Source organism: Sphingobacterium yanglingense, from assembly GCF_004363245.1.
Classification (GTDB): Bacteria; Bacteroidota; Bacteroidia; order Sphingobacteriales; family Sphingobacteriaceae; genus Sphingobacterium; species Sphingobacterium yanglingense.
Genome location: NZ_SNYV01000014.1, coordinates 317,949 through 341,963, shown reverse-complemented (window position 1 = coordinate 341,963; position 24,015 = coordinate 317,949). Strand labels below are relative to the sequence as shown.

Annotated in this window: 19 protein-coding genes and 2 tRNA genes; 10 read left to right on the top strand and 11 right to left on the bottom strand. The window is 39.0% G+C overall.

Features of this window, described 5'->3' with window-relative positions; genetic code table 11:
• Positions 1–9 precede the first annotated feature (9 nt).
• The 3 genes from CLV99_RS12645 (at position 10) to CLV99_RS12635 (ending at position 3,838) form a co-directional block, all read left to right on the top strand.
• Positions 10–1,377 carry an exonuclease domain-containing protein gene (locus tag CLV99_RS12645; RefSeq protein WP_133584862.1) on the top strand — a complete coding sequence of 456 codons (1,368 nt, stop codon included), beginning with the start codon at positions 10–12 and terminating at the stop codon, positions 1,375–1,377.
• A 69-nt stretch (positions 1,378–1,446) separates the two neighbouring features.
• Entirely contained in the window at positions 1,447–2,172 is a 726-nt protein-coding gene (locus CLV99_RS12640; RefSeq protein ID WP_133584861.1) for an SIMPL domain-containing protein, read from the top strand.
• Positions 2,173–2,206: 34 nt separating this feature from the next.
• Positions 2,207–3,838, top strand: a complete 1,632-nt coding sequence (locus tag CLV99_RS12635) for an ABC-F family ATP-binding cassette domain-containing protein (protein ID WP_133584860.1) — start codon at positions 2,207–2,209, stop codon at positions 3,836–3,838.
• Between the two features lie 31 nt (positions 3,839–3,869).
• On the opposite strand, the gene CLV99_RS12630 is transcribed toward CLV99_RS12635, so the two are convergent.
• The 3 genes from CLV99_RS12630 to dnaE form a co-directional block, all read right to left on the bottom strand.
• Positions 3,870–4,733 carry a pirin family protein gene (locus tag CLV99_RS12630; protein WP_246032761.1) on the bottom strand — a complete coding sequence of 288 codons (864 nt, stop codon included), beginning with the start codon at positions 4,731–4,733 and terminating at the stop codon, positions 3,870–3,872.
• Between the two features lie 143 nt (positions 4,734–4,876).
• The gene (gene trxA, locus CLV99_RS12625; RefSeq protein ID WP_133584858.1) at positions 4,877–5,194 is read right to left on the bottom strand and encodes a thioredoxin; all 318 of its coding nucleotides are present in this window, start codon (positions 5,192–5,194) and stop codon (positions 4,877–4,879) included.
• 90 nt (positions 5,195–5,284) lie between these two features.
• A complete protein-coding gene (gene dnaE, locus CLV99_RS12620) occupies positions 5,285–9,700 on the bottom strand; it encodes a DNA polymerase III subunit alpha (protein WP_133584857.1) in 4,416 nt (1,471 codons plus the stop codon).
• Between the two features lie 162 nt (positions 9,701–9,862).
• Here dnaE and CLV99_RS12615 point away from each other — a divergent pair, with 162 nt between their 5' ends.
• Positions 9,863–10,117 (top strand): PLDc N-terminal domain-containing protein, encoded by a 255-nt coding sequence (locus tag CLV99_RS12615; RefSeq protein ID WP_133584856.1) that lies wholly within the window; start codon positions 9,863–9,865, stop codon positions 10,115–10,117.
• A gap of 32 nt (positions 10,118–10,149) precedes the next feature.
• Here the strand turns inward: CLV99_RS12615 and CLV99_RS12610 are convergent, their stop codons facing one another.
• The gene (locus CLV99_RS12610) at positions 10,150–10,662 is read right to left on the bottom strand and encodes an OmpA family protein (RefSeq protein WP_133584855.1); all 513 of its coding nucleotides are present in this window, start codon (positions 10,660–10,662) and stop codon (positions 10,150–10,152) included.
• A gap of 67 nt (positions 10,663–10,729) precedes the next feature.
• Entirely contained in the window at positions 10,730–12,937 is a 2,208-nt protein-coding gene (locus CLV99_RS12605; protein WP_133584854.1) for a glucoamylase family protein, read from the bottom strand.
• A 185-nt stretch (positions 12,938–13,122) separates the two neighbouring features.
• On the opposite strand from CLV99_RS12605, the gene CLV99_RS12600 reads away from it, so the two are divergent.
• Together CLV99_RS12600 and CLV99_RS12595 are read left to right on the top strand one after the other, a co-directional pair.
• Positions 13,123–13,195 (top strand) — tRNA-Gly (locus CLV99_RS12600).
• A gap of 5 nt (positions 13,196–13,200) precedes the next feature.
• A tRNA-Leu gene (locus tag CLV99_RS12595) sits at positions 13,201–13,285 on the top strand.
• A 182-nt stretch (positions 13,286–13,467) separates the two neighbouring features.
• Here CLV99_RS12595 and CLV99_RS12590 read toward each other — a convergent pair.
• Positions 13,468–13,764 (bottom strand): FtsB family cell division protein, encoded by a 297-nt coding sequence (locus tag CLV99_RS12590; protein WP_133584853.1) that lies wholly within the window; start codon positions 13,762–13,764, stop codon positions 13,468–13,470.
• 162 nt (positions 13,765–13,926) lie between these two features.
• Positions 13,927–15,228 (bottom strand): phosphopyruvate hydratase, encoded by a 1,302-nt coding sequence (eno, locus tag CLV99_RS12585; protein ID WP_133584852.1) that lies wholly within the window; start codon positions 15,226–15,228, stop codon positions 13,927–13,929.
• A gap of 193 nt (positions 15,229–15,421) precedes the next feature.
• On the opposite strand from eno, the gene CLV99_RS12580 reads away from it, so the two are divergent.
• Positions 15,422–16,726 (top strand): DEAD/DEAH box helicase, encoded by a 1,305-nt coding sequence (locus CLV99_RS12580; RefSeq protein ID WP_133584851.1) that lies wholly within the window; start codon positions 15,422–15,424, stop codon positions 16,724–16,726.
• On the opposite strand, the gene coaD is transcribed toward CLV99_RS12580, so the two are convergent.
• Genes coaD through CLV99_RS12565 form a run of 3 tightly spaced genes read right to left on the bottom strand, consistent with a single transcriptional unit; the run spans position 16,723 to position 18,569 of the window.
• Positions 16,723–17,190 (bottom strand): pantetheine-phosphate adenylyltransferase, encoded by a 468-nt coding sequence (coaD, locus tag CLV99_RS12575; RefSeq protein WP_133584850.1) that lies wholly within the window; start codon positions 17,188–17,190, stop codon positions 16,723–16,725. The genes CLV99_RS12580 and coaD overlap by 4 nt on opposite strands.
• 21 nt (positions 17,191–17,211) lie before the next feature.
• Complete coding sequence (locus CLV99_RS12570; protein WP_133584849.1) at positions 17,212–17,784, bottom strand: RsmD family RNA methyltransferase; 573 nt, start codon at positions 17,782–17,784, stop codon at positions 17,212–17,214.
• Complete coding sequence (locus CLV99_RS12565; protein ID WP_133584848.1) at positions 17,775–18,569, bottom strand: DUF3822 family protein; 795 nt, start codon at positions 18,567–18,569, stop codon at positions 17,775–17,777. Before CLV99_RS12565 ends, CLV99_RS12570 begins: the two co-directional genes overlap by 10 nt.
• A gap of 88 nt (positions 18,570–18,657) precedes the next feature.
• Here CLV99_RS12565 and CLV99_RS12560 point away from each other — a divergent pair, with 88 nt between their 5' ends.
• The 3 genes from CLV99_RS12560 (at position 18,658) to CLV99_RS12550 (ending at position 23,213) form a co-directional block, all read left to right on the top strand.
• Positions 18,658–20,076 (top strand): ATP-dependent DNA helicase, encoded by a 1,419-nt coding sequence (locus CLV99_RS12560; RefSeq protein ID WP_133584847.1) that lies wholly within the window; start codon positions 18,658–18,660, stop codon positions 20,074–20,076.
• A gap of 86 nt (positions 20,077–20,162) precedes the next feature.
• Positions 20,163–22,649: a S9 family peptidase gene (locus CLV99_RS12555; protein ID WP_133584846.1), complete on the top strand. Its 2,487-nt coding sequence runs from the start codon at positions 20,163–20,165 to the stop codon at positions 22,647–22,649.
• Positions 22,650–22,655: 6 nt separating this feature from the next.
• Positions 22,656–23,213 carry a hypothetical protein gene (locus tag CLV99_RS12550; protein ID WP_133584845.1) on the top strand — a complete coding sequence of 186 codons (558 nt, stop codon included), beginning with the start codon at positions 22,656–22,658 and terminating at the stop codon, positions 23,211–23,213.
• Here the strand turns inward: CLV99_RS12550 and CLV99_RS12545 are convergent.
• Positions 23,210–23,998 (bottom strand): hypothetical protein, encoded by a 789-nt coding sequence (locus tag CLV99_RS12545; protein WP_133584844.1) that lies wholly within the window; start codon positions 23,996–23,998, stop codon positions 23,210–23,212. The two genes, CLV99_RS12550 and CLV99_RS12545, sit on opposite strands and share 4 nt — an antisense overlap.
• Positions 23,999–24,015: the final 17 nt, after the last annotated feature.

The window sequence follows — 24,015 nt, the reverse complement described above, 5'->3', positions numbered from 1 at the left end:
TTTTGACGAATGGAATATGCAATCGTGGATATAGAAACCACAGGCTCGTACGCTGGGGACAATGGGATAACAGAAATAGCTATCATTATACATAATGGAGAGCATATCTTAGAAAAATTCGAAACCTTAGTTAATCCCGGTACGACAATTCCTTACCACATCCAATCGTTAACCGGAATAGACAATGAGATGGTATCCAGTGCTCCTTCTTTTAAGGAAATCGCAAAGACCATTTATTCCTTATTGCACAAACGAGTATTCATAGCTCACAATGTCAACTTCGATTACTCATTCATCAATCAAGAACTGAAGAAAGCAGGATACGATTGGAAGGCTCCTAAACTCTGTACAGTACGTCTTTCGCGTAAGATATTCCCTAATCTGGCATCTTACTCTTTAGGAAAACTATGTCAAAATTTAGGTATTACCATTCATCACCGTCACCGTGCCATGGGAGATGTCGAGGCTACTGTTACCCTTTTCGAAAAACTCCTAAAAAATGACAGCGATTCTATCATAGCTACGACGTTAAAAAAAACAAAAGAACATAACCTTCCGACACATATTAACCAAGAAGACTTCTTACAACTCCCAGAGTCCACTGGAGTCTATTATTTTAAAAACAAAAGCGGCAACATCATGTATGTCGGCAAAGCTGTCAACATAAAAAAAAGAGTTTTAAGCCATTTTAGCGGGAATAGCCCTTCTCAAAAAAGGCAGTCTTTCATCAATGACATACATAATATCGACTTTGAAGAGAGTGGCACGGAACTCATGGCTCTACTGATGGAGTGTAAAATGATAAAGCAACATTGGCCCACACATAACCAGGCACTCAAAAAGTTCGAGCCTAAATTTGGTCTCTTTGAGTACGAAGATCAAAAAGGCTACAAACGTCTATTAGTTTCCACGTTCAATAAGCAGGCAAAAGCCATTCAATATTTTGAGCGGGCTACAGAAGCCAACCAATTGCTTTTAAAGCTAATGAATACCTATGAGCTCTCACCAAAGCTGTGTTTTTTCTATAGCAGTCGCCCGGAACAAAAAGCACCTACAGACTACGCGAGTATTCCAGACCTACAACAGTACAATACGCAGGTAAATCAGGCGTTGGATTATGTTATAGCACAACGAAACTCATTTGTAATAATAGATCAAGGAAGAAATCTTGACGAGAAATCTTACATTTATTTCAAGAATGATCAACTTGCCGCCTTTGGATTCATACACACAGACAACCAAACACGAGAATTTGAGGAGATGATCGCCGAAAATGACAAATGTTTAAGTAATTACTATATGAATAGCTTAGTACTGCAATATGCCGAGCGATTTCCTGGCAAAGTACACTACGAAAATACTAAAGCCAATTTTTGAAAATTAATTATGGAAATAATTAATTAGTTTCATCGTATATTTAAAATAAGCTTATTTAAAAACAACATCATGGTGAAACACTTCAAATCAATACCGCTTCTCGTTATATCTATTTTTGCAGTGACAGCATTTGTAAACTGTAGCAGTGGGAATTCCGAAAATCAGAATCGTATACGAGTAGGGGGAGAAGGCAAGATCCGGGTTATGCCTGACCAAGTTACATTGACCATCAACGCTAGTTTCTCTAAACCCAAAATGGTAGATGCAGTACGAGAAACCCAAGCCACTGTAGATACAGTAATGCGGATATTGGAATCCTTTGGAAACAAAGATCAGGACATCAAAACGAGTAGTATATCTGCCAACAAAGATTATCAATATGTAGGCAGTACATACAAATTTGTGGGATTTGAAGCACAGCAAACAATAGATTTTGTCTTACATGACTTAAACAAATTTACCGAGTTAACGGCAAAATTACTAGACACCAAAATAAGTAGTATTGCTCAAATCCAATTTAACCATTCCAAAGCAGATAGTATCCTTCGTGAAGCTGATCTTATAGCCTACGATGATGCTTTAAAATCAGCGACCAAAATTGCCAAAAGAGCAGATGTAAAATTAGGTAAACTCCTTTTCCTATCCAATGATGGTTCCGGAAGCGATGCAACCGGCTACAGCAGCGGTGAGCGGATAGACACCTACAACAAAGGTTTTGGAGGTCAAGGCTTTAAAATAGCTCCTGAAGTGATTGAATTCAAGCGCACCATAACCACCGAATTTGGCATAAAATAAGGTAGGTAAATAAAATAAACCTTATCTTTGCCGCATGATTAATGTATCCAATCTATCTCTTCGTTTTGGCAAACGTGTGCTATTCGAGGATGTCAATTTAAAATTCACTCCTGGAAACTGTTATGGCATTATTGGTGCTAACGGTGCGGGTAAATCAACTTTCTTAAAAATCATCTCTGGAGAGGTGGATCAGACTACAGGTTCTGTTTCATTTACACCTGGTGACAGGATGTCTGTTTTAAGCCAAGATCACTATGCTTTTGACGAATTTACAGTATTAGAAACTGTAATGATGGGTAATCAAGAGCTCTACAAGATTATGAAAGAGAAGGACGCCATCTACATGAAGGAAGATTTCTCGGATGCTGACGGCGAACGTGCTGGAGAGTTAGAGAGTTTATTTGCCGAAATGGATGGTTGGAATGCAGAATCCAATGCAGCTACTCTTCTTAGCAGTTTAGGTATCAAAGAGGAGTTTCACTATAAGTTAGTATCTGAAATCGATGGTAATCAAAAGGTACGTGTGTTATTGGCACAGGCACTTTTCGGGAAGCCAGACATTCTTATTCTCGATGAGCCTACCAACGACTTAGATATCAATACCATCGCTTGGTTAGAAGATTTCTTAGCTTCATACGAAGCTATTGTATTAGTTGTTTCTCACGACCGTCACTTCTTAGATGCAGTATGTACCCATACGGTAGATATTGACTTTGGCAAGATGACAATCTATACAGGTAACTACTCATTCTGGTATGAGTCTTCACAACTAGCATTGAAACAACGTACTGATCAAAATAAAAAGACTGAGGAAAAAGTAAAAGAACTTCAAGAATTTATTCGTCGTTTCTCTGCAAATGCGTCGAAATCAAAACAAGCAACTTCCCGGAAAAAGGCCTTAGATAAAATCAATATTGATGAGATCCAACCTTCTAACCGTAAGTATCCCGCTATTATGTTTAATAATATGAACCGAGAGCCAGGAGATCAGACTCTACAGGTTGAAGGTTTAAGTAAAACGGTCAATGGTGAAGTCTTCTTCAAAGATATCACATTCATGATCAACAAAGGGGATAAAATCGCTGTTTTAGGGAACAATTCCTTGGTTACTTCGGCATTTTATGATATTATTTCTGGCCGTGATACGGACTATAAAGGTGACATCAAGTGGGGAGTTACAATCACTCCAGCAGATATGCCGATGGACAACTCTTCCTATTTCGATGGCGTATCAGACAATCTTGTAGATTGGTTAAGAGGGTACACGTCCAATCCTGATGCAGATGAGCAGTTTATTCGTGGTTTCTTAGGGAAGATGTTATTTTCTGGAGAAGAAGTTATGAAGAAAGTTTCCGTACTATCCGGAGGTGAAAAAATGCGTTGTATGTTTTCCAAAATGATGCTACAAGGAGCTAACTTTTTGATTTTTGACGAACCGACAAACCACTTGGATCTAGAGTCTATCACCGCATTGAATAACGGGATGAAAGATTTCAAAGGTTCAATGTTATTTACTTCTCGAGATCACGAACTGACAGAGACAGTAGCCAACCGTATCATCGAGTTGACTCCAAACGGAATTATTGATAAACTAATGACTTACGACGAATATATCAACTCGGAGGCAGTACAGGCCCAACGAGAAGAAATGTATAAAGTTAAATAACAAAAAAGAGCGCTAAGCGCTCTTTTTTGTTTTATACGAGATTACCAAATTTACCACTATTAAAGTCTTCAAAAGCTTCTTGTATCTCTTCCATTGTATTCATCACAAATGGACCATAAGACGCTATAGGCTCATCAATAGGTTCTCCACTCAACACCAATACGATGGCATCGTCATCTGCTTTCACAGTAAACTTATCCCCGTCATTATAGAACAGTACCATTTTGTCCGTTGCTGCTTTAAAAGTATCATTGACAGTTACATTCCCGGCGATAATTAACAATGCTGTATTATAATGTGCAGGGAAATCAAATGTTACAACTCCCCCCTTATTAAGCTTAGCATTCATCAAATGTAGTGGAGTAAAGGTTGATGCACCGCCTTTTACACCATTATAGTCGCCTGAGATCACTTCAATAATACCGCCATTATTTTCCAATTCAACTTTTGGAATATCTGCATGTACCAAAGCTTGGTATTTCGGAGCGCTCATCTTATCCTTAGCAGGTAGATTTACCCACAGCTGCACCATCTGAAAATCGCCCCCCGTCTTACTCCATTCCGTCTCATGAAACTCCTTGTGCAATACCCCCGATGCCGCTGTCATCCATTGTACATCTCCCTCTCCTATTATTCCTCCGCCACCAGAACTATCTCCGTGCTCGACCCGTCCTTTATAAGCAATAGTCACCGTTTCGAATCCCCGGTGCGGGTGTACGCCTACCCCTTTAGGAATAGCACTAGGCGGAAAGTTATATGTAGAATTATAGTCCAACATAATAAAAGGACTCATTCGTGTCGTAGGTGCATAGCTTGGTATAAAATTATGCACTCTAAATCCATCTCCCACGAAATGTGCTGGTTTAGGATTAAAAATATTCTCAACTGTTTTCATCTTTATGACCTCCTTAAATTTATACTACAAAGATACTTTAGCCGATACCTTAAAAACTTAATATAGGTTAAGAAAAGCCTAGATACAGAAAACAAAAAAAGCATCCATTTCTGGATGCTTTCCTAATTATTTCTAAGATAACCTTACAATTGTTTATCTAATTTTTCGACCAAAACAGATTTAGGCACTGCACCCACTTGTTTGTCTACTACTTCGCCATTTTTAAAGTATAACAATGCAGGAATATTTCTAATACCAAAACGCACTGATATCTCTGGATTATTGTCTACGTTAACTTTTCCAACAACAGCTTTACCGTCATATTCTGTAGCAATTTCATCTACAACTGGACCTACCATACGGCAAGGACCACACCATTCTGCCCAAAAATCAATTAGTACAGGTTTATCTGCTTTCAAAACTAACTCTTCAAAGTTGCTGTCTGTAATTTCTAATGCCATAATAATATCCTCTTTTTATAATTTAATACAAATATAATCAATTGCCCACAATTGTACTCTAATCGTATTGTAATAAATATCTATACCTTATCAATTTAATTGATATCGAATTCCTTTATTCTCCAACTCGTCAATCAACTCATTAGTGACTTTAATCTTTAAGGTTTTGGCGGGCATCTCGACAGAGATATTTTCCTGAACATCCACTACTTTAAATTTTAAGCTACAACTTGCAACCTCTCCCTCTTCCACAGATGAATTAACTAGGTCATCAATAAGTTTTACCACCTGCTCGTTAAGCTGTTGTAAAGCAATCTGTATTGTAAAACTCTTCGCTAGCTTCTCTCTCAAATCCGACAACAATTGAATGTTCTTGATTTCAAATCCCCAGTTACCAACCTGTTTGAACCTTTCCTGTACTAATCCCCGGATCTGTACAAAATAGCCATCCTGAAGGTACCCTTTAAACTTCACATAATCCTCTCCAAAAACGGCAATTTCATACGAGTCAGAATAATCCTCAATTACAAACGCCCCAAAAGGCTTTCCATTTTTAGACACCCTATGTACCGCATTGGCGATAATACCGCCTACAACAGCCTCCTTGTTCTTGATACGGTTAAATTCTAAAAGCACCTCTTCTTCTACTTCGGAAGCTTTCACTTTATTAATCAATTGCAGATCCCGTACTGTATTAGCACAAAAGTGCTTTATTTCAAACTTATAATTATCTAACGGATGGCTCGTTAAATAAATACCGATTACATCCTTCTCATATTTTAACTTTTCAATCAGCCCCCATGGTGGACAGGGAGCAAGTACAGGTTCAGGCAACTCTGCAGCCGCTCCTCCACCGAACAGACTTGCTTGAGCCGATTGTTCATTTTCTTTAAACCGTTGAGCAAACTTAATCGCCTTCTCTATCCCAGTCGTATTATCTCCGTCCTTATAAAAATACTGTGCCCGGTGTGTATCCGTAAAACTATCAAAGCCGCCCGCATGCACAAGGCTTTCAAAAGCCTTTTTATTGGCAGACCGTAGGTCTATTCGTTTAGCAAAATCAAATATTGACTTATACAATCCATCATTACGGGTTTGCACTATTGTATCTACAGCTCCGGCTCCGACTCCTTTTACCGCTCCGATACCAAATCGAATAGCCCCCTGCTCGTTCACTGTAAATTTATAATGGGATTCATTTACGTCCGGTCCTAATACCTCGAGTCCCATCCGTTTACACTCTTCCATAAAGAAAGTAACCTGCTTAATGTCATTCATATTGTTTGACAGTACAGCAGCCATATATTCTGCAGGATAATGTGCTTTCAGATAAGCTGTTTGGTAAGCCACCCAAGCATAACAGGTAGAGTGAGATTTGTTAAAAGCGTAACTTGCAAATGCTTCCCAGTCAGTCCATATTTTCTCGAGTACCTTCGCTTTATGTCCTCTTTCTACGGCTTGTTCAACAAATTTAGGCTTCATTTTATCCAGTACAGCCTTTTGCTTCTTACCCATTGCCTTACGCAAAACGTCGGCATCCCCCTTCGAGAATCCTGCAAGCTTTTGGGACAAAAGCATTACCTGCTCCTGATAGACGGTAATACCGTAAGTCTCCTGTAAATATTCTTCGCATGCATCCAAATCATACACAATAGGTTCGATACCATGTTTCCGTTTAATAAACGATGGGATGTACTCCATCGGACCAGGTCTATAGAGTGCATTCATCGCAATTAAATCGGCGAAAACCGTCGGTTTCAATTCCTTCATGTACTTTTGCATCCCAGGAGATTCATACTGGAAAACACCAATTGTCTCTCCACGTTGGAACAACTCATAGGTGATCTCATCATCAATCGGGAACTCATCCGGATCCAGCTCGATACCATGCCTTAATCGTACATTGACAACTGTATCCTTTATCAGCGTAAGCGTCTTAAGCCCCAAAAAGTCCATTTTGAGCAAACCAGCACTCTCTACGACCGAGTTGTCAAATTGGGTCACATACAAGTCTGAATCCTTAGCTAAGGACACCGGAACGAAATTCGTAATATCATCTGGAGTGATAATAACACCACAGGCATGAATCCCTGTATTCCTCATGGAACCTTCCAATACACGGGCTTGTTTAATTGTCTCTGCCTCCAGTCCTGCTCCATCTGCTAACGACTTTAATCGATTGACAGCTTCCAATTCCTCTGTACGCAATACCTCCTTGAGTGCCTTCTCCTCCAAATTAAAAATCTTACTGAGTTTTAAGTTCGGAATTAATTTGGCAATTTCGTTAGCGTCAGACAAAGGCAAATCCAACACACGTGCCGTGTCCTTAATAGAAGACTTCGCAGCCATCGTACCATAAGTGATAATTTGAGCTACCTGTGATGCCCCATACTTATCAATTACATACTGCATGACTCTCCCTCGGCCCTCATCGTCAAAATCGATATCAATATCAGGCATCGATACACGATCAGGATTTAAAAACCGTTCGAAAAGCAAATCATACTGAATAGGATCTAGATTCGTAATACCCAAACAATAGGCCACCGCAGATCCTGCTGCAGATCCCCGTCCCGGGCCAACGGATACGCCCATTCGACGTGCCTCGGCTATAAAATCCTGTACAATCAGAAAATAACCAGGATAACCGGTACGCTCAATCGTAGCCAGTTCAAAGTCCAGTCGTTCCGTTACTTCTTCTGTTATTTCCTTATATCTCTTTTTAGCTCCAACATAGGTCAAATGTCTTAACAGTGCATTTTCACCACGCTTTCCACCATCTATCTCATCTTCTGCATGCTGGAACTCTTCAGGAATCTCAAACTTAGGGAGAAGTACATCTCGATTTAATGAATAAATCTCCACCTTATCCAAAATTTCCTGAATCGTCAAGATTGCTTCAGGTAAATTTTCAAAGGCCTTTTTCATCTCATCAGAAGATTTAAAATAATACTCCTGATTTGGCATTCCAAAACGAAACCCACGTCCTCTTCCCTTTGGAGTAGAAAGCTTCTCTCCATCTTTCACGCATAATAAAATATCATGCGCATGCGCATCTACCTTATTTACATAATACGTATTGTTGGTAGCGACTAGTTTGACTTGATGTTTGCGGGATAAGCGAATCAACGTCTCATTAACCCTATCCTCATCTTCTTGCCCATGCCGCATTACCTCAATATAGAAGTCCGCTCCAAACAACTCCTTCCACCATATCAATGCCTCTTCAGCTTGATTTTCACCAATATTCAAGACCTTACTCGGCACCTCCCCTTGGAGATTCCCCGAGAGTACAATCAAATCTTCTTTATACTTTTCGACAATACTCTTATCAATCCTAGGCACATAATAAAATCCTTCAGTATAAGCTGCCGAAGCCATTTTAGCCAAGTTATGATAACCATTTTTATTCTTTGCTAAAAATACAATCTGATAGCCATTATCTTTTCTAGACTTATCTTTTCGATCCTCACACACAAAAAACTCACATCCGACGATCGGTTTTATAAGCTGGCCTGTAGGTTCCAAACCAGCCGCTATATCTTCTTTTTGCTTCGCTTCGACCTCTTTATTATGTCCAAGCACCTTACTCACAAAGTGGAAAGCGCCCATCATGTTACCATGATCCGTCATCGCTACAGCAGGCATGTTATGTTTTGCTGCTGCCGAAACCAAATCACCTATAGAAATGGTAGATTGTAAAACTGAAAACTGAGAATGATTATGTAAATGTGCGAACGCTGCATGTTTTAGCGCTTCAAGACTCTCTTCATCAACGACAACTTCTCTCCCTGCATTTTCACGCGAACGAATAGCGTCTGAGGCTGCTTTTAGATTAGTATGTTTAAGACCTACCGTAGAGATAGCAGTAGGATTGTGTTGTTTAAACTCAACAAAGTATCCCGTATCAACTTGCAGTTCTTCGGCTGTGAATACTTCTTGTCGGATCAACTCAAAGAAACAGCGTGTCGTCGCCTCCACATCGGCAGTTGCATTATGAGCTTCTGCAAAGGGAACACCAAAAAGATAAGAATGAAGTTCAGTTAGATTAGGTAACTTAAAGCGCCCACCTCGTCCACCGGGGAGTTTAAGTAGATTCGCTGTCACCTCAGTACAGGTATCCAAGACAGCCATACTGCTCATAGGAGACTCTACGTTATACCTATAGAACTCGGATCCCATGATATTGATATCGAAACCAATATTCTGTCCTACGACAAACTTTGCTTTAGAAAGAGCTTCATTAAACTTAACTAAGACATCTTGAAGCGGCACACCGTTCTCCGTTGCAAGCGCTGTTGAAATTCCATGTATTTTCTCAGAATCGAACGGAATATCAAATCCATCAGGTTTAATGAGATAATCCTGATGTTCGACTATATTTCCTAATTCATCGTGTAATTGCCATGCAATCTGCACACATCTAGGCCAATTATCCGTATCTGTAATTGGTGCATCCCAACGCTTTGGTAAGCCCGTAGTTTCGGTATCAAATATTATGTACATAGTCCATCCCTCTTAGTCAAAACAAAAATACTCAAATAAGCTAAGATATTATCGACATTGTTTCCACAGTCGAAATTTATGAAAAAAGTCAAATAATATTTCACCCGTCACTCTTATTCAAAACAAAGTGTAACTTAGATAAAGCAATTAAAAACTTACAAAATGAATTATTTACTTTTTCTAAACATAGGAACACAAGAGATGATACTTCTCCTCGTGTTTGGCATTGCGGGGTTAGCACCCCTAATCTTTGCAATACTCGCATTAATCGACATTTTTAAGCGAGACTTCGCTCAAAAAACAACAGACCGCATCCTATTGATTCTATTGGTGCTTTTGCTCCCTATCTTTGGATCGATCATATACTTTATAGGGTTACGAAATACTTATCCCATAAAAAAACAAGAGGCTGTATAGTGACTATACAACCTCTTGTTTCAAAAAACTATTTATTGTAGAATAGTCACTTCTACCCTTCTATTCTTTTGTCTCCCCTCAGGAGTTTTGTTATCTCCTACTGGTTTAGAGGGACCAAATCCCTTTGTTGTAATACGACTTCCTGCTACACCAGCCTCTTCGAGATTTTTTTTCACAGAAGCGGCACGTTTGTCAGACAACCACACATTATAACCCTCTTCTCCCGTCGAATCAGTATGCCCATCAACACGAATCTTCTTTGTTTTATCTTCTTTCATCAGCTTCGCTAATTTGGTAAGTTCAACCTTAGCTTTATCCGTCAAATAAGACGAATTTGTTGGAAACAACAAATCTGAAGATAAGGTAAATTTAATACCTTCGGATGTTCTAGAAGCATCTTCAAATTCACTTTTCACATTTTTCAAACCATCATCCGTACCGTCCTTTGACACTACGGCGCCAGAATTCACAATAATCTGCTGTTGCTTACAAGACGCAAAAAACAACACAACAGCACTCGCTGAAAACAAAAAGATTTTCTTCATATAATTACTATAACAATCTATCTAAATAAGGACAATTAACAAAAACACTAACTAAGATATGTAAATTTTAATTAATGTCTTCTACCTGTCCCAAAAACAATTCTTTTCGTGCCTTCTGTAACTCTGGGATTTCTTGGTACAATTTCCAGATCATCCCTGATTTTGCATTCTCCAACATAACCGCTATAGCTCCCTGATTTAATGCAAGATACTCATCAGAAACATCATCATTACGCAAATCAAGCCAAGACCTGAACCCGTATTCAGTAAATAAGATATGCCCATATTGAGCGTACAATGCTAAAACAGAAGCAATTCCCAGCTCCGGTTCAATAATAACAGAAGATGGTGCAATAGCAGGATTCACCCGATAATTACCGACACTATCCTTATGCTGGTAAAAACCCCAGATATCACTATTCGTTGTTCCCACTCCCAATTCATTATCCCGGCGTTTTACATAATGGGTATAAGCCCCCAGCACCTCGCTCCAATCCATCAAACTATCCTTCAAAATCTTAGGATCTACCGTGAGAAAAGGTTTGTACAAATCAATCAAACTCCCTCTCATTTCTCCTAGAGGAAGACACACACCAAATTGGGTAGATGGCTGAATAACAGAAAGCCTAGCTAATGTATCTACGTTTGTCTTTGCGACAGTAGTCGAGTTCGCATAGTCATGTATCAAACTATCAGAATAAATATCCATATCCAGCTCCTCAATATGTTCATGTCTATTGATATTATAATAATTATAGACCCCATTATAGTATGCCGGAGCTGGTAGTGGATATTTCCGAGCAGCAATTGCCAACAAATAAGTATTAATTGCATCATTCGGTCCCGACAGCAAAGATGCTGCAGTAATTTCCTCAGGAGCATTTCCCTCCATCAAACTCAATTTTGAACGCAACACATTGCTTGTTTCATCCGCCACCAACTTTTGCCAATTCACATTATCATAAAGTGCTGTTATTCTACTCCGCAAATCTCTTTCTGTTTCATTGTCTTGCGAAAAATACTGTCTAGCAATCAGCAACGCTTCGACAAGAGCAGCTGTTCCGTTCACATCATAAGAAGAAAATCCTCTGCGATATTCCGGCAGTCCCTTTCTACCATCAAAATAAGCAGGGAAAACACCATATTTATTTTGTGCGCGCAACAAAAAATAAGTCATTTTAGAAATTCTGTTCAACGCGACTTGTCTATTGATAAACTTACGTTCCACCCCGATAAGCAATGATAATACAGCCGGAGCAGTTTCCTTGGTCGAAACAACCGCCTTATCTTTAGATCGATAAGGCAAATACATCCCGCTATTTATATCAAAGTTCTCTACAAAATAGTTGACATGAGTCATCTGGATAAGGGTAATCAACGCATCATTCTCCATCTTTTTTGTTGACGCCTCCCTTACAGAAGAAAACAACGATTCCTCGTAATTAAAATCCATCCAGGTAATTTTATAGAAATACTTCTGCCCCACCACTGGTACTACATCTAGGCAAGACTGCATCTGTACAGGTCTTATACCGATAGGTCTAAATACCTGCCCATCTTCAGATCTATATATTTTTATGTACCGGATACTTGGAGTAAGAGGCAGCTGCCATTTTAGATGAACAATCCGGTCATAACCAACAGCCTCCGTCAACACCGCATTTGTAGTCAACTTGACTTCTGAATACTTAGCTGGAAGAAACTCAACTTGATCCACAAAAACATGATGCATCTCATCAGATGTACCATGCTGTATAAAATGTACGCCGCTAATCGGCTCTTCTGCATCCTCTATTTGTAAATCCTTTGCCGGAATCTTAACCTGTACCCATTTTCCAACCTCGAAGTCATCAATATATGAGCGAATATCTAAGGTATCCGACACCTTATTACGTTGACTGATATACAATCTTGGCAAATCACCAAGCTTCGTATTTTCAGTCTTCACATACATACGTATGCTCAAAAAATCTTTATTAGAAAACCTGTAATGATATTTTTGCCTACTATAGCGCAAACTAACATCCCAGTGTCCTTGATTATTGGACAAATAACGGAGAGATAAGGCATTTCCAGGGGTAAAAAACAAAGTATCAGATACCAACAAATGGCCGTTCACATTTTCAACCCAACTAGCACCTGCATATTGAACCCGACTTTTTGCATAACTGCCTTTCACAAGGCTATTATCAAATACTACTTCAGGGTATGTATCTGCATAGACCTGCACATAACAAAAACTAAAGAAAACAACGAGAAAACCTAAGTACTTCATATCTTACGATCAATTCAATGCCCAAAAGTAAGCAAAAACCATGCATTAATAACCTAAAACAGGTAATTTGTTAAAAACATCAAAAATTAATAAACACAAATTGAGGACCTTACAACCCGTTCCTAAAATTAAGAAAATAAAAATTTCGCATTTTCATTTTTCTGTCTATCTTTGCATCACGTCAAGCGAAAGTAGCTCAGTTGGTAGAGCACAACCTTGCCAAGGTTGGGGTCGCGAGTTCGAATCTCGTCTTTCGCTCAGTTGCCTAGGTGGTGGAACTGGTAGACACGCAGGACTTAAAATCCTGTTCCCGTTAAGGGAGTGCGGGTTCGATTCCCGCCCTAGGTACAAAAGGCTAATCTTACGGTTAGCCTTTTTTTATATCTTTTCCTATACCACGCAACAAGCCCCAACATTTAAGAGCAAAAGTCACACAAGAATAAAACAGTAAAAAGCACAGCTTTAGAAAGGCTAAAAGCGACAATTAGAATAAACAATCTTATTACAGGGCAGCAATAAGAAAAAAACGACTATTCGGGTTCAACTTCAGTAATCACATACACATCTTCGTTCGTCTTTTTCATCTTATATTTTTCACGGGCGATGCGTTGTATTTCACTTGGGTTAAACTGTGCATCTTTAATCGCCTTTTCGATATTATCCGTTTCATTAGAATAAAACTCTTTTTCCAACTCTAGTTTATTCCGTTCCTGTTGGTAACCGATCTGAGTAGCGATATCATACCTATCAAAGAAACACATCCATACTAAAAATGCTACTCCCGATATAAGGAATCTATTCTTGACCAAAGAGACAATTCTTTCCATGTTGCAAAAATAATACTAAGATTGGACTTTATGCTTAAACTTAAAAAAACTTTTAGATATGTACAATATTAACCGAACTCCCATCCAAATAACATATCATCATTTTTTATAAAGCTCCATAAAAAAAGGGGCCAAAGCCCCTTTTCTATAGTAGTAATTAAACTATTTCTTTTTGATTGCAAATTTAAAATCCTTACCAATGAATCTAGCATTTGCACCAAGCTCTTCTTCAATACGTAACAATTGATTGTATTTTGCCATACGATCAGAACGCGAAGCCGATCCCGTTTTAATCTGACCACAGTTCAAGGCAACAGCTAAATCAGCTATTGTGAAATCTTCAGTTTCTCCCGAACGGTGAGACATAACCGAAGTATAACCACTATTTTGTGCAAGTGTCACAGCATTGATTGTCTCTGTTAATGACCCAATTTGATTCACTTTTACTAAGATAGAGTTCGCTGTATCGGTATCAATTCCTTGCTGAAGGCGTTTTGTATTTGTAACAAACAAGTCATCACCTACCAATTGAACACGACCACCGATTTTCTCTGTCAACAATTTCCATCCTGACCAATCATCTTCCTGCATACCGTCTTCAATCGAAATAATCGGATACTTCTCAGACAATTCCGCTAAATAAGCAGCCTGCTCTTCAGAACTACGGACAGCGCCTTTTTCACCTTCAAATTTAGTGTAATCGTACTTACCATTTACATAAAACTCTGAAGCCGCACAATCCAATGCCAAACAGATATCTACCCCTGGCGTATAGCCAGCAGATTCGATAGCTTTCAATACAGTCTCGATAGCATCTTCCGTACCTTCAAAAGTTGGAGCAAAACCACCCTCATCACCTACAGCCGTAGACAGACCACGATCGTGCAAAATCTTTTTCAAACTATGAAACACCTCTGTACCCCAGCGCAACGCTTCCGAGAAAGAAGGAGCACCTACAGGCATAATCATAAACTCCTGGAAAGCAATAGGAGCATCAGAGTGTGAACCTCCGTTAATGATATTCATCATTGGAATAGGCAATGTATTTGCATTAACACCTCCGATATACCGGTACAACGGTTGGCGGGATTCTTGAGCCGCTGCTTTTGCTACTGCTAGAGAAACACCAAGAATTGCATTCGCACCTAATTTACCTTTATTCTCCGTACCATCAAGATCAATCATAATCTTGTCAATTGCATTTTGTTCAAAAACATCAACACCTTCCAATGCTTGCGCAATAACTGTGTTAACATTTTCTACTGCTTTCAAAACACCTTTACCAAGGTATTTCGCTTTATCTCCATCACGCAACTCTACAGCTTCGTGAACACCCGTAGACGCTCCAGAAGGAACAGCAGCTCTACCCACAAAACCATTTTGTGTAGTAACATCAACTTCAATTGTTGGATTTCCGCGCGAATCTAAAATTTGGCGCGCATGTACATCGATAATTAAACTCATTTTCTTTTATAAGGTTATGACTCAAACACAGCTAACACTTAGTGTATTAATAACACTAATATACAACACATATTTTATAATTCAAAAATAGAAATTATATATGAAATATCCACATCCCTACTCTCCTGCTGGTAAATAAAAAAAAGCTTTAATCCGAGAGATTAATGTTTTTTTTAAAAGGTATCTTTGCTACATGGAATTAACACCGCTCTTAAAAAGACTACAGATTGATGATCTGAATAATATGCAAAAAGAGACATTGTCTCAATTCAGTCCAGAGCAAGACTTTATACTATTATCACCGACTGGCTCTGGAAAAACATTAGCTTTTTGTCTTTTAATTGAACAGCTAATCCAAATCAAAAAAAATGAAGTACAGGTTCTCTTAATTGTCCCTACCCGAGAACTTGCATTACAGATAGAATCTGTTGTCAAAACCGTTATAAAGGGACACAAAATCTTGTGCTGTTATGGAGGTCACGACACCAAGATAGAAAGGAATGCCTTAAAGGAAGCTCCTGCAATATTAATCGGGACCCCGGGACGAATCATATACCACCTCGAACGTTCTCATTTTTCAACTGATACGATCCACACACTAGTCTTAGATGAATTTGATAAATCCTTAGAATTGGGATTCTTGGATCAGTTAGAGAAAATCACAACAGCTACCCATTCTTTGGAACGCAAAATTCTCACATCAGCTACTGATCTTGATGAGTTTCCGGAAATCCTCCCTTTACACAACCCAATAAAACTTGATTTCTTAGCAGATGCAGAAAATAAACCTGCAATTCGGTTCAAGAAAACAATATCTCCAGCCCAACACAAGCTCAAAACCTTATTCAATTTAATCTGTAGCTTAGGAGATCAAAAAATACTTATATTTTGTAATCACCGTGATGCTGTAGATCACATTAGCGAGTTACTTGAGCATAGAGAACTGATCCACGATATGTTCCATGGGGGATTAGAACAACGCGACCGCGAGTTGGCCATACTTAAATTCAGAAACAATAGTAATAGAATACTCATTACCACGGATTTGGCAGCAAGAGGCTTAGACATTCCTGAAATAGACACCATTATACATTATCAACTACCAAGCAAGGAAGATGCTTTTGTACACCGAAATGGACGAACTGCCCGAATGAACAACTCTGGTGAAGTGATTATCATGCTTAAACCTGATGACAACTTTACTTACCTCCCTCAGGATACCGAAGAGATTATACTGGATGAAGAATATCCGCTTCCTGACAACACACCTTACTGTACACTGTATATTCCCTTTGGCAAAAAAGACAAAGTAAACAAAATAGACATCGTGGGATACATCCTACAAATCGATGGACTGGAGAAGGACGACGTAGGTCTGATTGAAGTAAAAGATAAAGAATCCTACATAGCCGTAAGAAGAAAAGTAGCAATCACCATAATCAAGAACGGAGGAAACGGTAAAATAAAAGGCAATAAAATCAAGTTTTTCAGAACTTAACCTTTTACAAAAGCTAGGATCTCAGGGGGGACTAATTTATCGACATTTCCCCCATTATTTAAAATATCTCGAACGATTGTAGAGGAGATATGTGCCGTACCGCTCCGACTTATTAAGAAATAGGTTTCTATAGACGGAGCCATGATAAGATTATTCTGCGCTATGGGATCCTCGTACTCAAAATCTTTAGTATTACGAAGACCTCTAAGGATAAAAGTAGCACCTACTTTCTTACAGTACTCGACAGTCAAACCTGTAAACAGACCGACCTCCACACGATCTTGGCCTCGATACAGCTCTTCAATAGCCAACTTTCGCTCCTCATTTCCCATAAGTCCCTTTTTTGAAGCATTCACCCCTACCGCAATGTAAACCTTATCAAAGAGCGTCAAAGAACGATCCACCAAATCCTTATGGGCGTATGTAAAAGGATCGAATGACCCTGGAAAAACTGCTATTTTCATATCTACAATAAATACTATCTTTTATTCAATATTTCCAGCACTAGCATTGATATCCAAATCAGGTTGTCTATAAAAGCTAAACGACGAATTTCCGTACGTCCTAGTTTCCAAATGGTAATCATGTGCTGCTAATTTACGCATCGTTGGATGCTCTACCACCAAGATACCGCCAGGGGCCAACAAACCGTTAGTTATGATCAGTTCTGCCAATTGAGGCAACACTCCGATATCGTAAGGAGGATCAGCAAAAATAAAATCGAACGAATCTTTACAACTCTGTACAAATTTGAGAACATCAGCTTTTCGTGTACGAATCTTATCTAAATTGTATTTAGTAGCTACCTCACGAACATACAACAAGCATTTATTATGAATATCCACTGCATCTACCTCCTTTGCCCCTCGCGACGCCAGTTCGAATGAAATATTTCCTGTTCCACAAAATAAGTCCAAGCATTTAACCTCATCCCATTCAACATATTGCTGTAGAATATTGAACAACGCCTCTTTAGCAATATCAGTAGTAGGGCGAACAGGCAAATTAGTTGGAGGATTAAGTCTAATCCCCTTCAATGTCCCTCCAATTATACGCATGATACACTATCTGCTAAAACATTCAATTCTTCCAAACGCTGTGACACCTCACTATTGTTTGTAATCCATTTCTCTTTTGGTTGAATCATATCAACCCACTCCGCATATCTATTCAACCGCTCAAACCATTCAGAATCTCTCGATGTTCCACTGAGTAATATTTTAGAAACTTTGTCTTTTATCGAAAAGTTTTTAAACACATTCAGCACAAAGTAGCTAAGATCATCAGGAGTAGCTATTTCAAAAGTATTATATAACCTCATCTCTCCGTTTACAAACAAAAATATATCAGCTTGATCATCGTATAAATGGACGCCGAGAACTTCTCCTTGGATGGGCACATAACTCTGAGCCTGATTTATGACCACTTCAAAATAAGGTACAAAGTCTGCCTCAGCAAAAATTTTCTTCCAGCGACTGTATAATAATTGGTCATACTGAAACAATGCAGTAACCCCTAAGACTTCGATATCCTTAGACAGAATCCGGTTAATGTCGCTTTCGGCAAAATAATCTACATACAACCCCTTCTCCGTCTCATGATACACCTCTGAAGGCACCCAAATCAAGTCTTGATGAGGAAGATTTACACAAACCCTTTTGAACGGCAAACTCAATATCTTAATCGCCTCTGCACTAGGATTTAGGTTATCATAGGTCATATAGATTAACACCTGCTTATCTTCATCCATTACCACAAGGTGATCATGCTGAAAATCACTCTGAATGAGAAGTGAATAAGTCGCTACATAGTGAAAATGAAAATCGTCCGCTGTATAATTCATATGTGTGATAAGATAAAGGTAAATCGCCCAATCAAACAAAATTAGCTTTTACAATTGAAATGACAAACCTTTTTAGATAACTTTGAACGTGTTCATCAACAATTTGCTTTTACAACAATTCGCTTGGGCTCCAACAGACCAGCAGAAGGAAGTATTTCTTCTCTTATCCGAATTTCTTCACACTTTTTCCAATACCTCCTGCTTCATCCTTAAAGGCTATGCCGGGACCGGAAAAACAACAATAATAAGTGCATTGGTCAATAGCCTTCCCACTATCCGAAAGAAAAGCGTATTGCTTGCCCCTACTGGACGTGCAGCCAAAGTTATGGGGGCTTATTCAGGAAGAAATGCTTTAACAATTCACAAAAAAATATATCGTAAACGTAATGTCACTTCACTTCAGATGGATTTTGAGCTTGCCGAGAACCTTCATGAAGACACCTTATTTATCGTTGACGAAGCTTCCATGATTACAACAGAAGGATTCAGTTTATTCTCCAGCGGTTTGCTAAGTGACTTGATATCCTATGTGCAATCCGGCAAAAACTGCTGTTTGATATTCGTAGGAGACAGCGCTCAATTACCACCCGTCGGATTGAGTAACAGCCCTGCTTTAAACCCTGAATTTATGCAGTCTGAATTTGGTCTTGACATACATACCTACGAGCTGACAGATGTCGTCCGACAAGAAAAGGGGTCTGGTATTTTATTCAATGCTACAAAAATCAGAAACGAAATCCGTCTTGACGAAGAGTCTCCGCAATACACTTTTCCAAAGTTCGCAACAAAAGGCTTCACTGATATTTTTAGGATGAACGGAGATAAACTCATTGAGGGATTACACTACGCATATGATAAATTTGATATCGAGAACTGTATGGTTATCTGCCGTTCGAATAAATCTGCCAATCTTTACAACAAACACATCCGTAATCAGATCTTATTTCGCGAGGAAGAGATAACCGGATCTGACCGTATTATGGTCGTCAAAAACAATTACTATTGGTTACAGCAACATGACGAACAACACACCGGTTTTATCGCAAACGGTGATATGGCCGTAATTCGAAAAGTAGGTAATATACATGAGATGCATGGTTTTCGATTTGCAGATCTCTATCTTGAATTTATGGACAACAATGAAGGCGATGCAATCCGTTGTCGCGTCAATTTAGACAGCCTTCATGTAGATGCACCATCCTTACCTTACGAACAACAGCAGCAGCTGTACGAATCCATAGCCAAAGACTATGCTGACATTGCACAAAAGAAAGATCGACTAGAAGCAATTAAAAAAGACCCTTATTACAACGCTTTACAAATCAAATTTGCATACGCCATTACCTGTCACAAAGCCCAGGGAGGGCAATGGCCTCTTGTTTTCGTCGATCAAGGCTATATGACAGATGAAATGTTGAACACCGAGTTCTTGAGATGGTTATATACTGGCATTACACGAGCTACACGAGAACTCTTCTTGGTCAACTTCAATGAAAAGTTCTACTAGCTATCAAAAATATTACAGCTATCCATCGTTTCTCCTTAAATAAAAGGATAATTTAGCTCTCTAAATTATTAACATTTTCATTTGACATGAAGTACTATCTATTAGGTTTATTAGCCTTATGCGTGCGCTTTGGACATACTCAAGAAGCAGAAAAACCGGTAAAGCCAAATTACTCCCAAGCGGCTAAGTATGCCCCTGGTAAGTTGAGAAATTTAATCTTTTCAACTGATGTAAAACCAAATTGGATTAATTACAGTGACAAATTTTGGTATGAATATACAACACCAGCCGGCAAGAACTGGTACTTAGTGGAACCAGCTGCCCGAAAAAAAACAAGCCTTTTTGATAATGCAGAAATGGCAGCAAAAGTCACTTCCATCGTACGTAACCCTTTCGATGCACAGCATCTTGCCTTAGAAAACCTACGTTTTATGGATAACGAGAACGTTATTCGTTTTGAGGTACAGAGCACAAAGGATACCGTAAAGAGCAAAGAAGAGATCGAGAAGCAAACGAACAAAAAGGACACCATTAAGCGAAAAAACTTTCATTTTGAATACAATATCGTATCCAAAGAACTAAAAGAAATTAGTGATACGACCAAAGAAAAGGCTAGACCAAGCTGGGCTAGCTTTAATCCGGATACAAGTCGGGTTTACTTTGCTAAAAACTACAACTTGTATTGGATGGATTATGCCAACTATCTTAAAGCCTCAAAAGATGAAAAAGACTCCACTATAGTAGAACATCAGATCACTACCGATGGTGTACAGTACTATGCTTGGGGAGGTGATCAATACAGTACCACCACTGCAGATAAAAAGACGCAGGAAGAAGAGCTAAAAAAACGCAAAGGAGTTTGGCTAAATTGGTCGCCTAATGGCAAACACTTTGTAGTCTCCAGAAAAGACAATCGCGCTATTTCTGACCTTTGGGTAATTAACAATGTTGGAGGCAAACGGCCCACATTAGAGACATACAAATACTTAATGCCAGGTGAAAAGGATTCTACCGAAGCTGAATTATACATTTTCAATACCGACAATCACCAACCTAAACAAGTAACTATTGCCGCTTTTAAAAACCAGACACTAAGCTTATGGGGACAGGAAAGAACAAAAGCTAGTTTCAAAGGTAAACACTACATTAACTATTGGTTGGGTAACGATCAGGAATTCTACATGGCTCGCTCAAGTCGTGATTTGAAAAAAATAGATGTTATTGCAGTAAATATCGATGGCAGTACACGCATCCTAGTAGAAGAGCGTGCGAATGTCTATTTAGATATCAAAGCTCCAAAACTGATCAACAATGGTAAGCAATTCATACATTGGTCTCAACGCGATGGTTGGGGACATTTTTACCTATATGACATACAAGGCAAGCTGGTACATCAGATTACAAAAGGAGATTTCCATTGTGATGAACTGACCGCCTATCAGGAGTCAACAGGTAGTTTATTTTTCAAAGCCAACGGCAAGGAAAAAGGTATAGATCCATATTATACTTTTTATTACTCCGTGAACAAAAACGGAGGTACTCCAAAACTATTGACTCCAGGAGATTTTGATCACCAAGTCGAAGTAAGTGAAAGCGGTAACTATATTGTAGACAACTTCTCACGCGTCAATACCAAGCCTATTAGTAATCTATACAGTGCTTCAGGACAATTAATAATGAAATTGGAAGAAGCAGATTTGTCTCAGCTTTTCGCTACAGGATATAAATTCCCAGAGCCTTTCAAAGTCAAGGCGGGAGATGGTATTACCGATTTATACGGCGTCATGTACAAACCATTTGACTTCGACTCTACAAAGACCTATCCTATTATTGAATACGTATATCCTGGACCGCAGACCGAAGCTGTCAATAAAAGCTTTGGTAGAGGCATGGATCGGATCGATCGCTTAGCACAGATGGGTTTCATTGTTATTTCCGTAGGAAATCGAGGTGGTCATCCCTCTCGTTCAAAATGGTACCACACCTATGGTTATGGCAATTTGAGAGATTATGGACTTGAGGATAAAAAAGTTGTTGCTGAACAGCTTGCAAATAAACACCCTTTCATCGACATCGATAGAGTTGGTATTACAGGTCATTCTGGTGGTGGTTTTATGTCTACTGCTGCGATGCTTGTATATCCAGACTTCTTTAAGGTTGCAGTATCTGGTGCAGGGAATCATGAAAACAACATTTATAACAGATGGTGGTCAGAGCGTCACCACGGTGTCAAAGAAGAAGTCTCAGCGAAAGGAGATACTTCCTTTAATTATCAAATCGAAAAAAACACCGAATTGGCTCGGAACCTAAAAGGCAAGCTCTTGATCGTAACGGGAGACATTGATAACAATGTGCACCCGGCCAATTCTATCCGTATGGTGGAAGCCCTAATCAAAGCAAACAAAAGATTCGATTTTGTGTTATTACCGGGACAGCGGCATGCATTTGGAGATATGACAGAATACTTCTTTTGGAAAATGGCCGACTATTTTAGCGAGCACTTATTGGGTTCGTCTAAAATAAACGAAGTCGACATGACAGAAATCAATAAAGAGCGTCCTATAAGACGTTAATTACAAATGGACAAAATACGATTCAATACTATTTCAGAAGCACTGTATACCTACAGTGCTTCTGACTTTAAAACAACTGTTTTGAAGTCAATCTCCATAGAGGAGCTAATCTTTATAAGCGCATCAACAGCAGTACCACGGGCTGCATTCCGAGCGGCATGGGCCTTAGAACATATACTCTTTGACTCCAGATCCTTATTACACGAATATCAAGATCAGATTGTAGATCTATACCTATTGAGTACTAACTGGAGCGTATTGAGAAGTATAACCAAACTAACGATAGAACTGACCAAAGCCGGTAGCAAGAATGCAAAACTATTGAGCAACGAACAAGAAGAACAACTGTTAGAGAAAACATTTCAAATCTTAGCGGAAATAGATTGTCCAATAGCCGTGCGTTGCAATGCCTATGACATCCTATTTACGTTAACACCCAAATACGAATGGTTAGCACAAGAACTATGCACACAGATTGACTTCGACTTAGAAAAAAACAAAACCCCTGCTTTATCCAGCAGAGGTCAAAAAATCTTAAAAAGAATAAATAAAAGAAGTCGCTAAAAGGAATACCTAGCTCCCAAAGAATACATCGTATACATATCATTCTTAGTGCCTATTCTTCTAAACTGATCATCATAAGGCATATAACCATCTAACAAATCATTATTAGCAAAATTAAACTGCGCATTGACCAAAGCACTCCAATAACTCCCTGTTTTGGAATAGCGTCTATTGATAGGAACCGCTACGCCCACACTGGCAGTAGGCATCGTGTAAGAGTTAATTTTCTTTTTAAAAATTGGCACGCCGTTTTCGTTATAATGGTCTATTGGTCCATAATTTCCTGGCGGAACATTCCCCATATAGTCTGCATCATAATAGTTGTCATCTCGAAATACATTATCCTTATAATTATTCATGATTCCGAGTATACCTACGCCCACGTAAAATGAGTTTTTCAATACATCTAATGCAGAATGCTCAAAACCTCCTCCCGAAGAAAAGAACTCAAAAGGATGAAATGTAAGCATGAGACCTCCGGCCATATAGTTATTCTTCGTTTCACGAAAATCCAAAAGTGAAGACATTGCTTCCAACGAACCGAATTGACCTTCCACTCCGACATAAAAGCCTCGTTTTACCTGATAGTCGCCCTTCAGAAAGAAAGCTTTCCCCATCGTTCCTGCTTTATCAATATCACCATACAGATGAGTCAACCCCACCCCAGCAGCAACATGATAGCGCTTCGTTTCATTCTGCACGCCAAATGGTGTTGGACAACCCTCCTGAGCTTTAATAGCTGAAAATCCTAAAATAAAAAGAGCCGTGAGTGTAGTTCTAAGCATATTATTAATCCTATTTA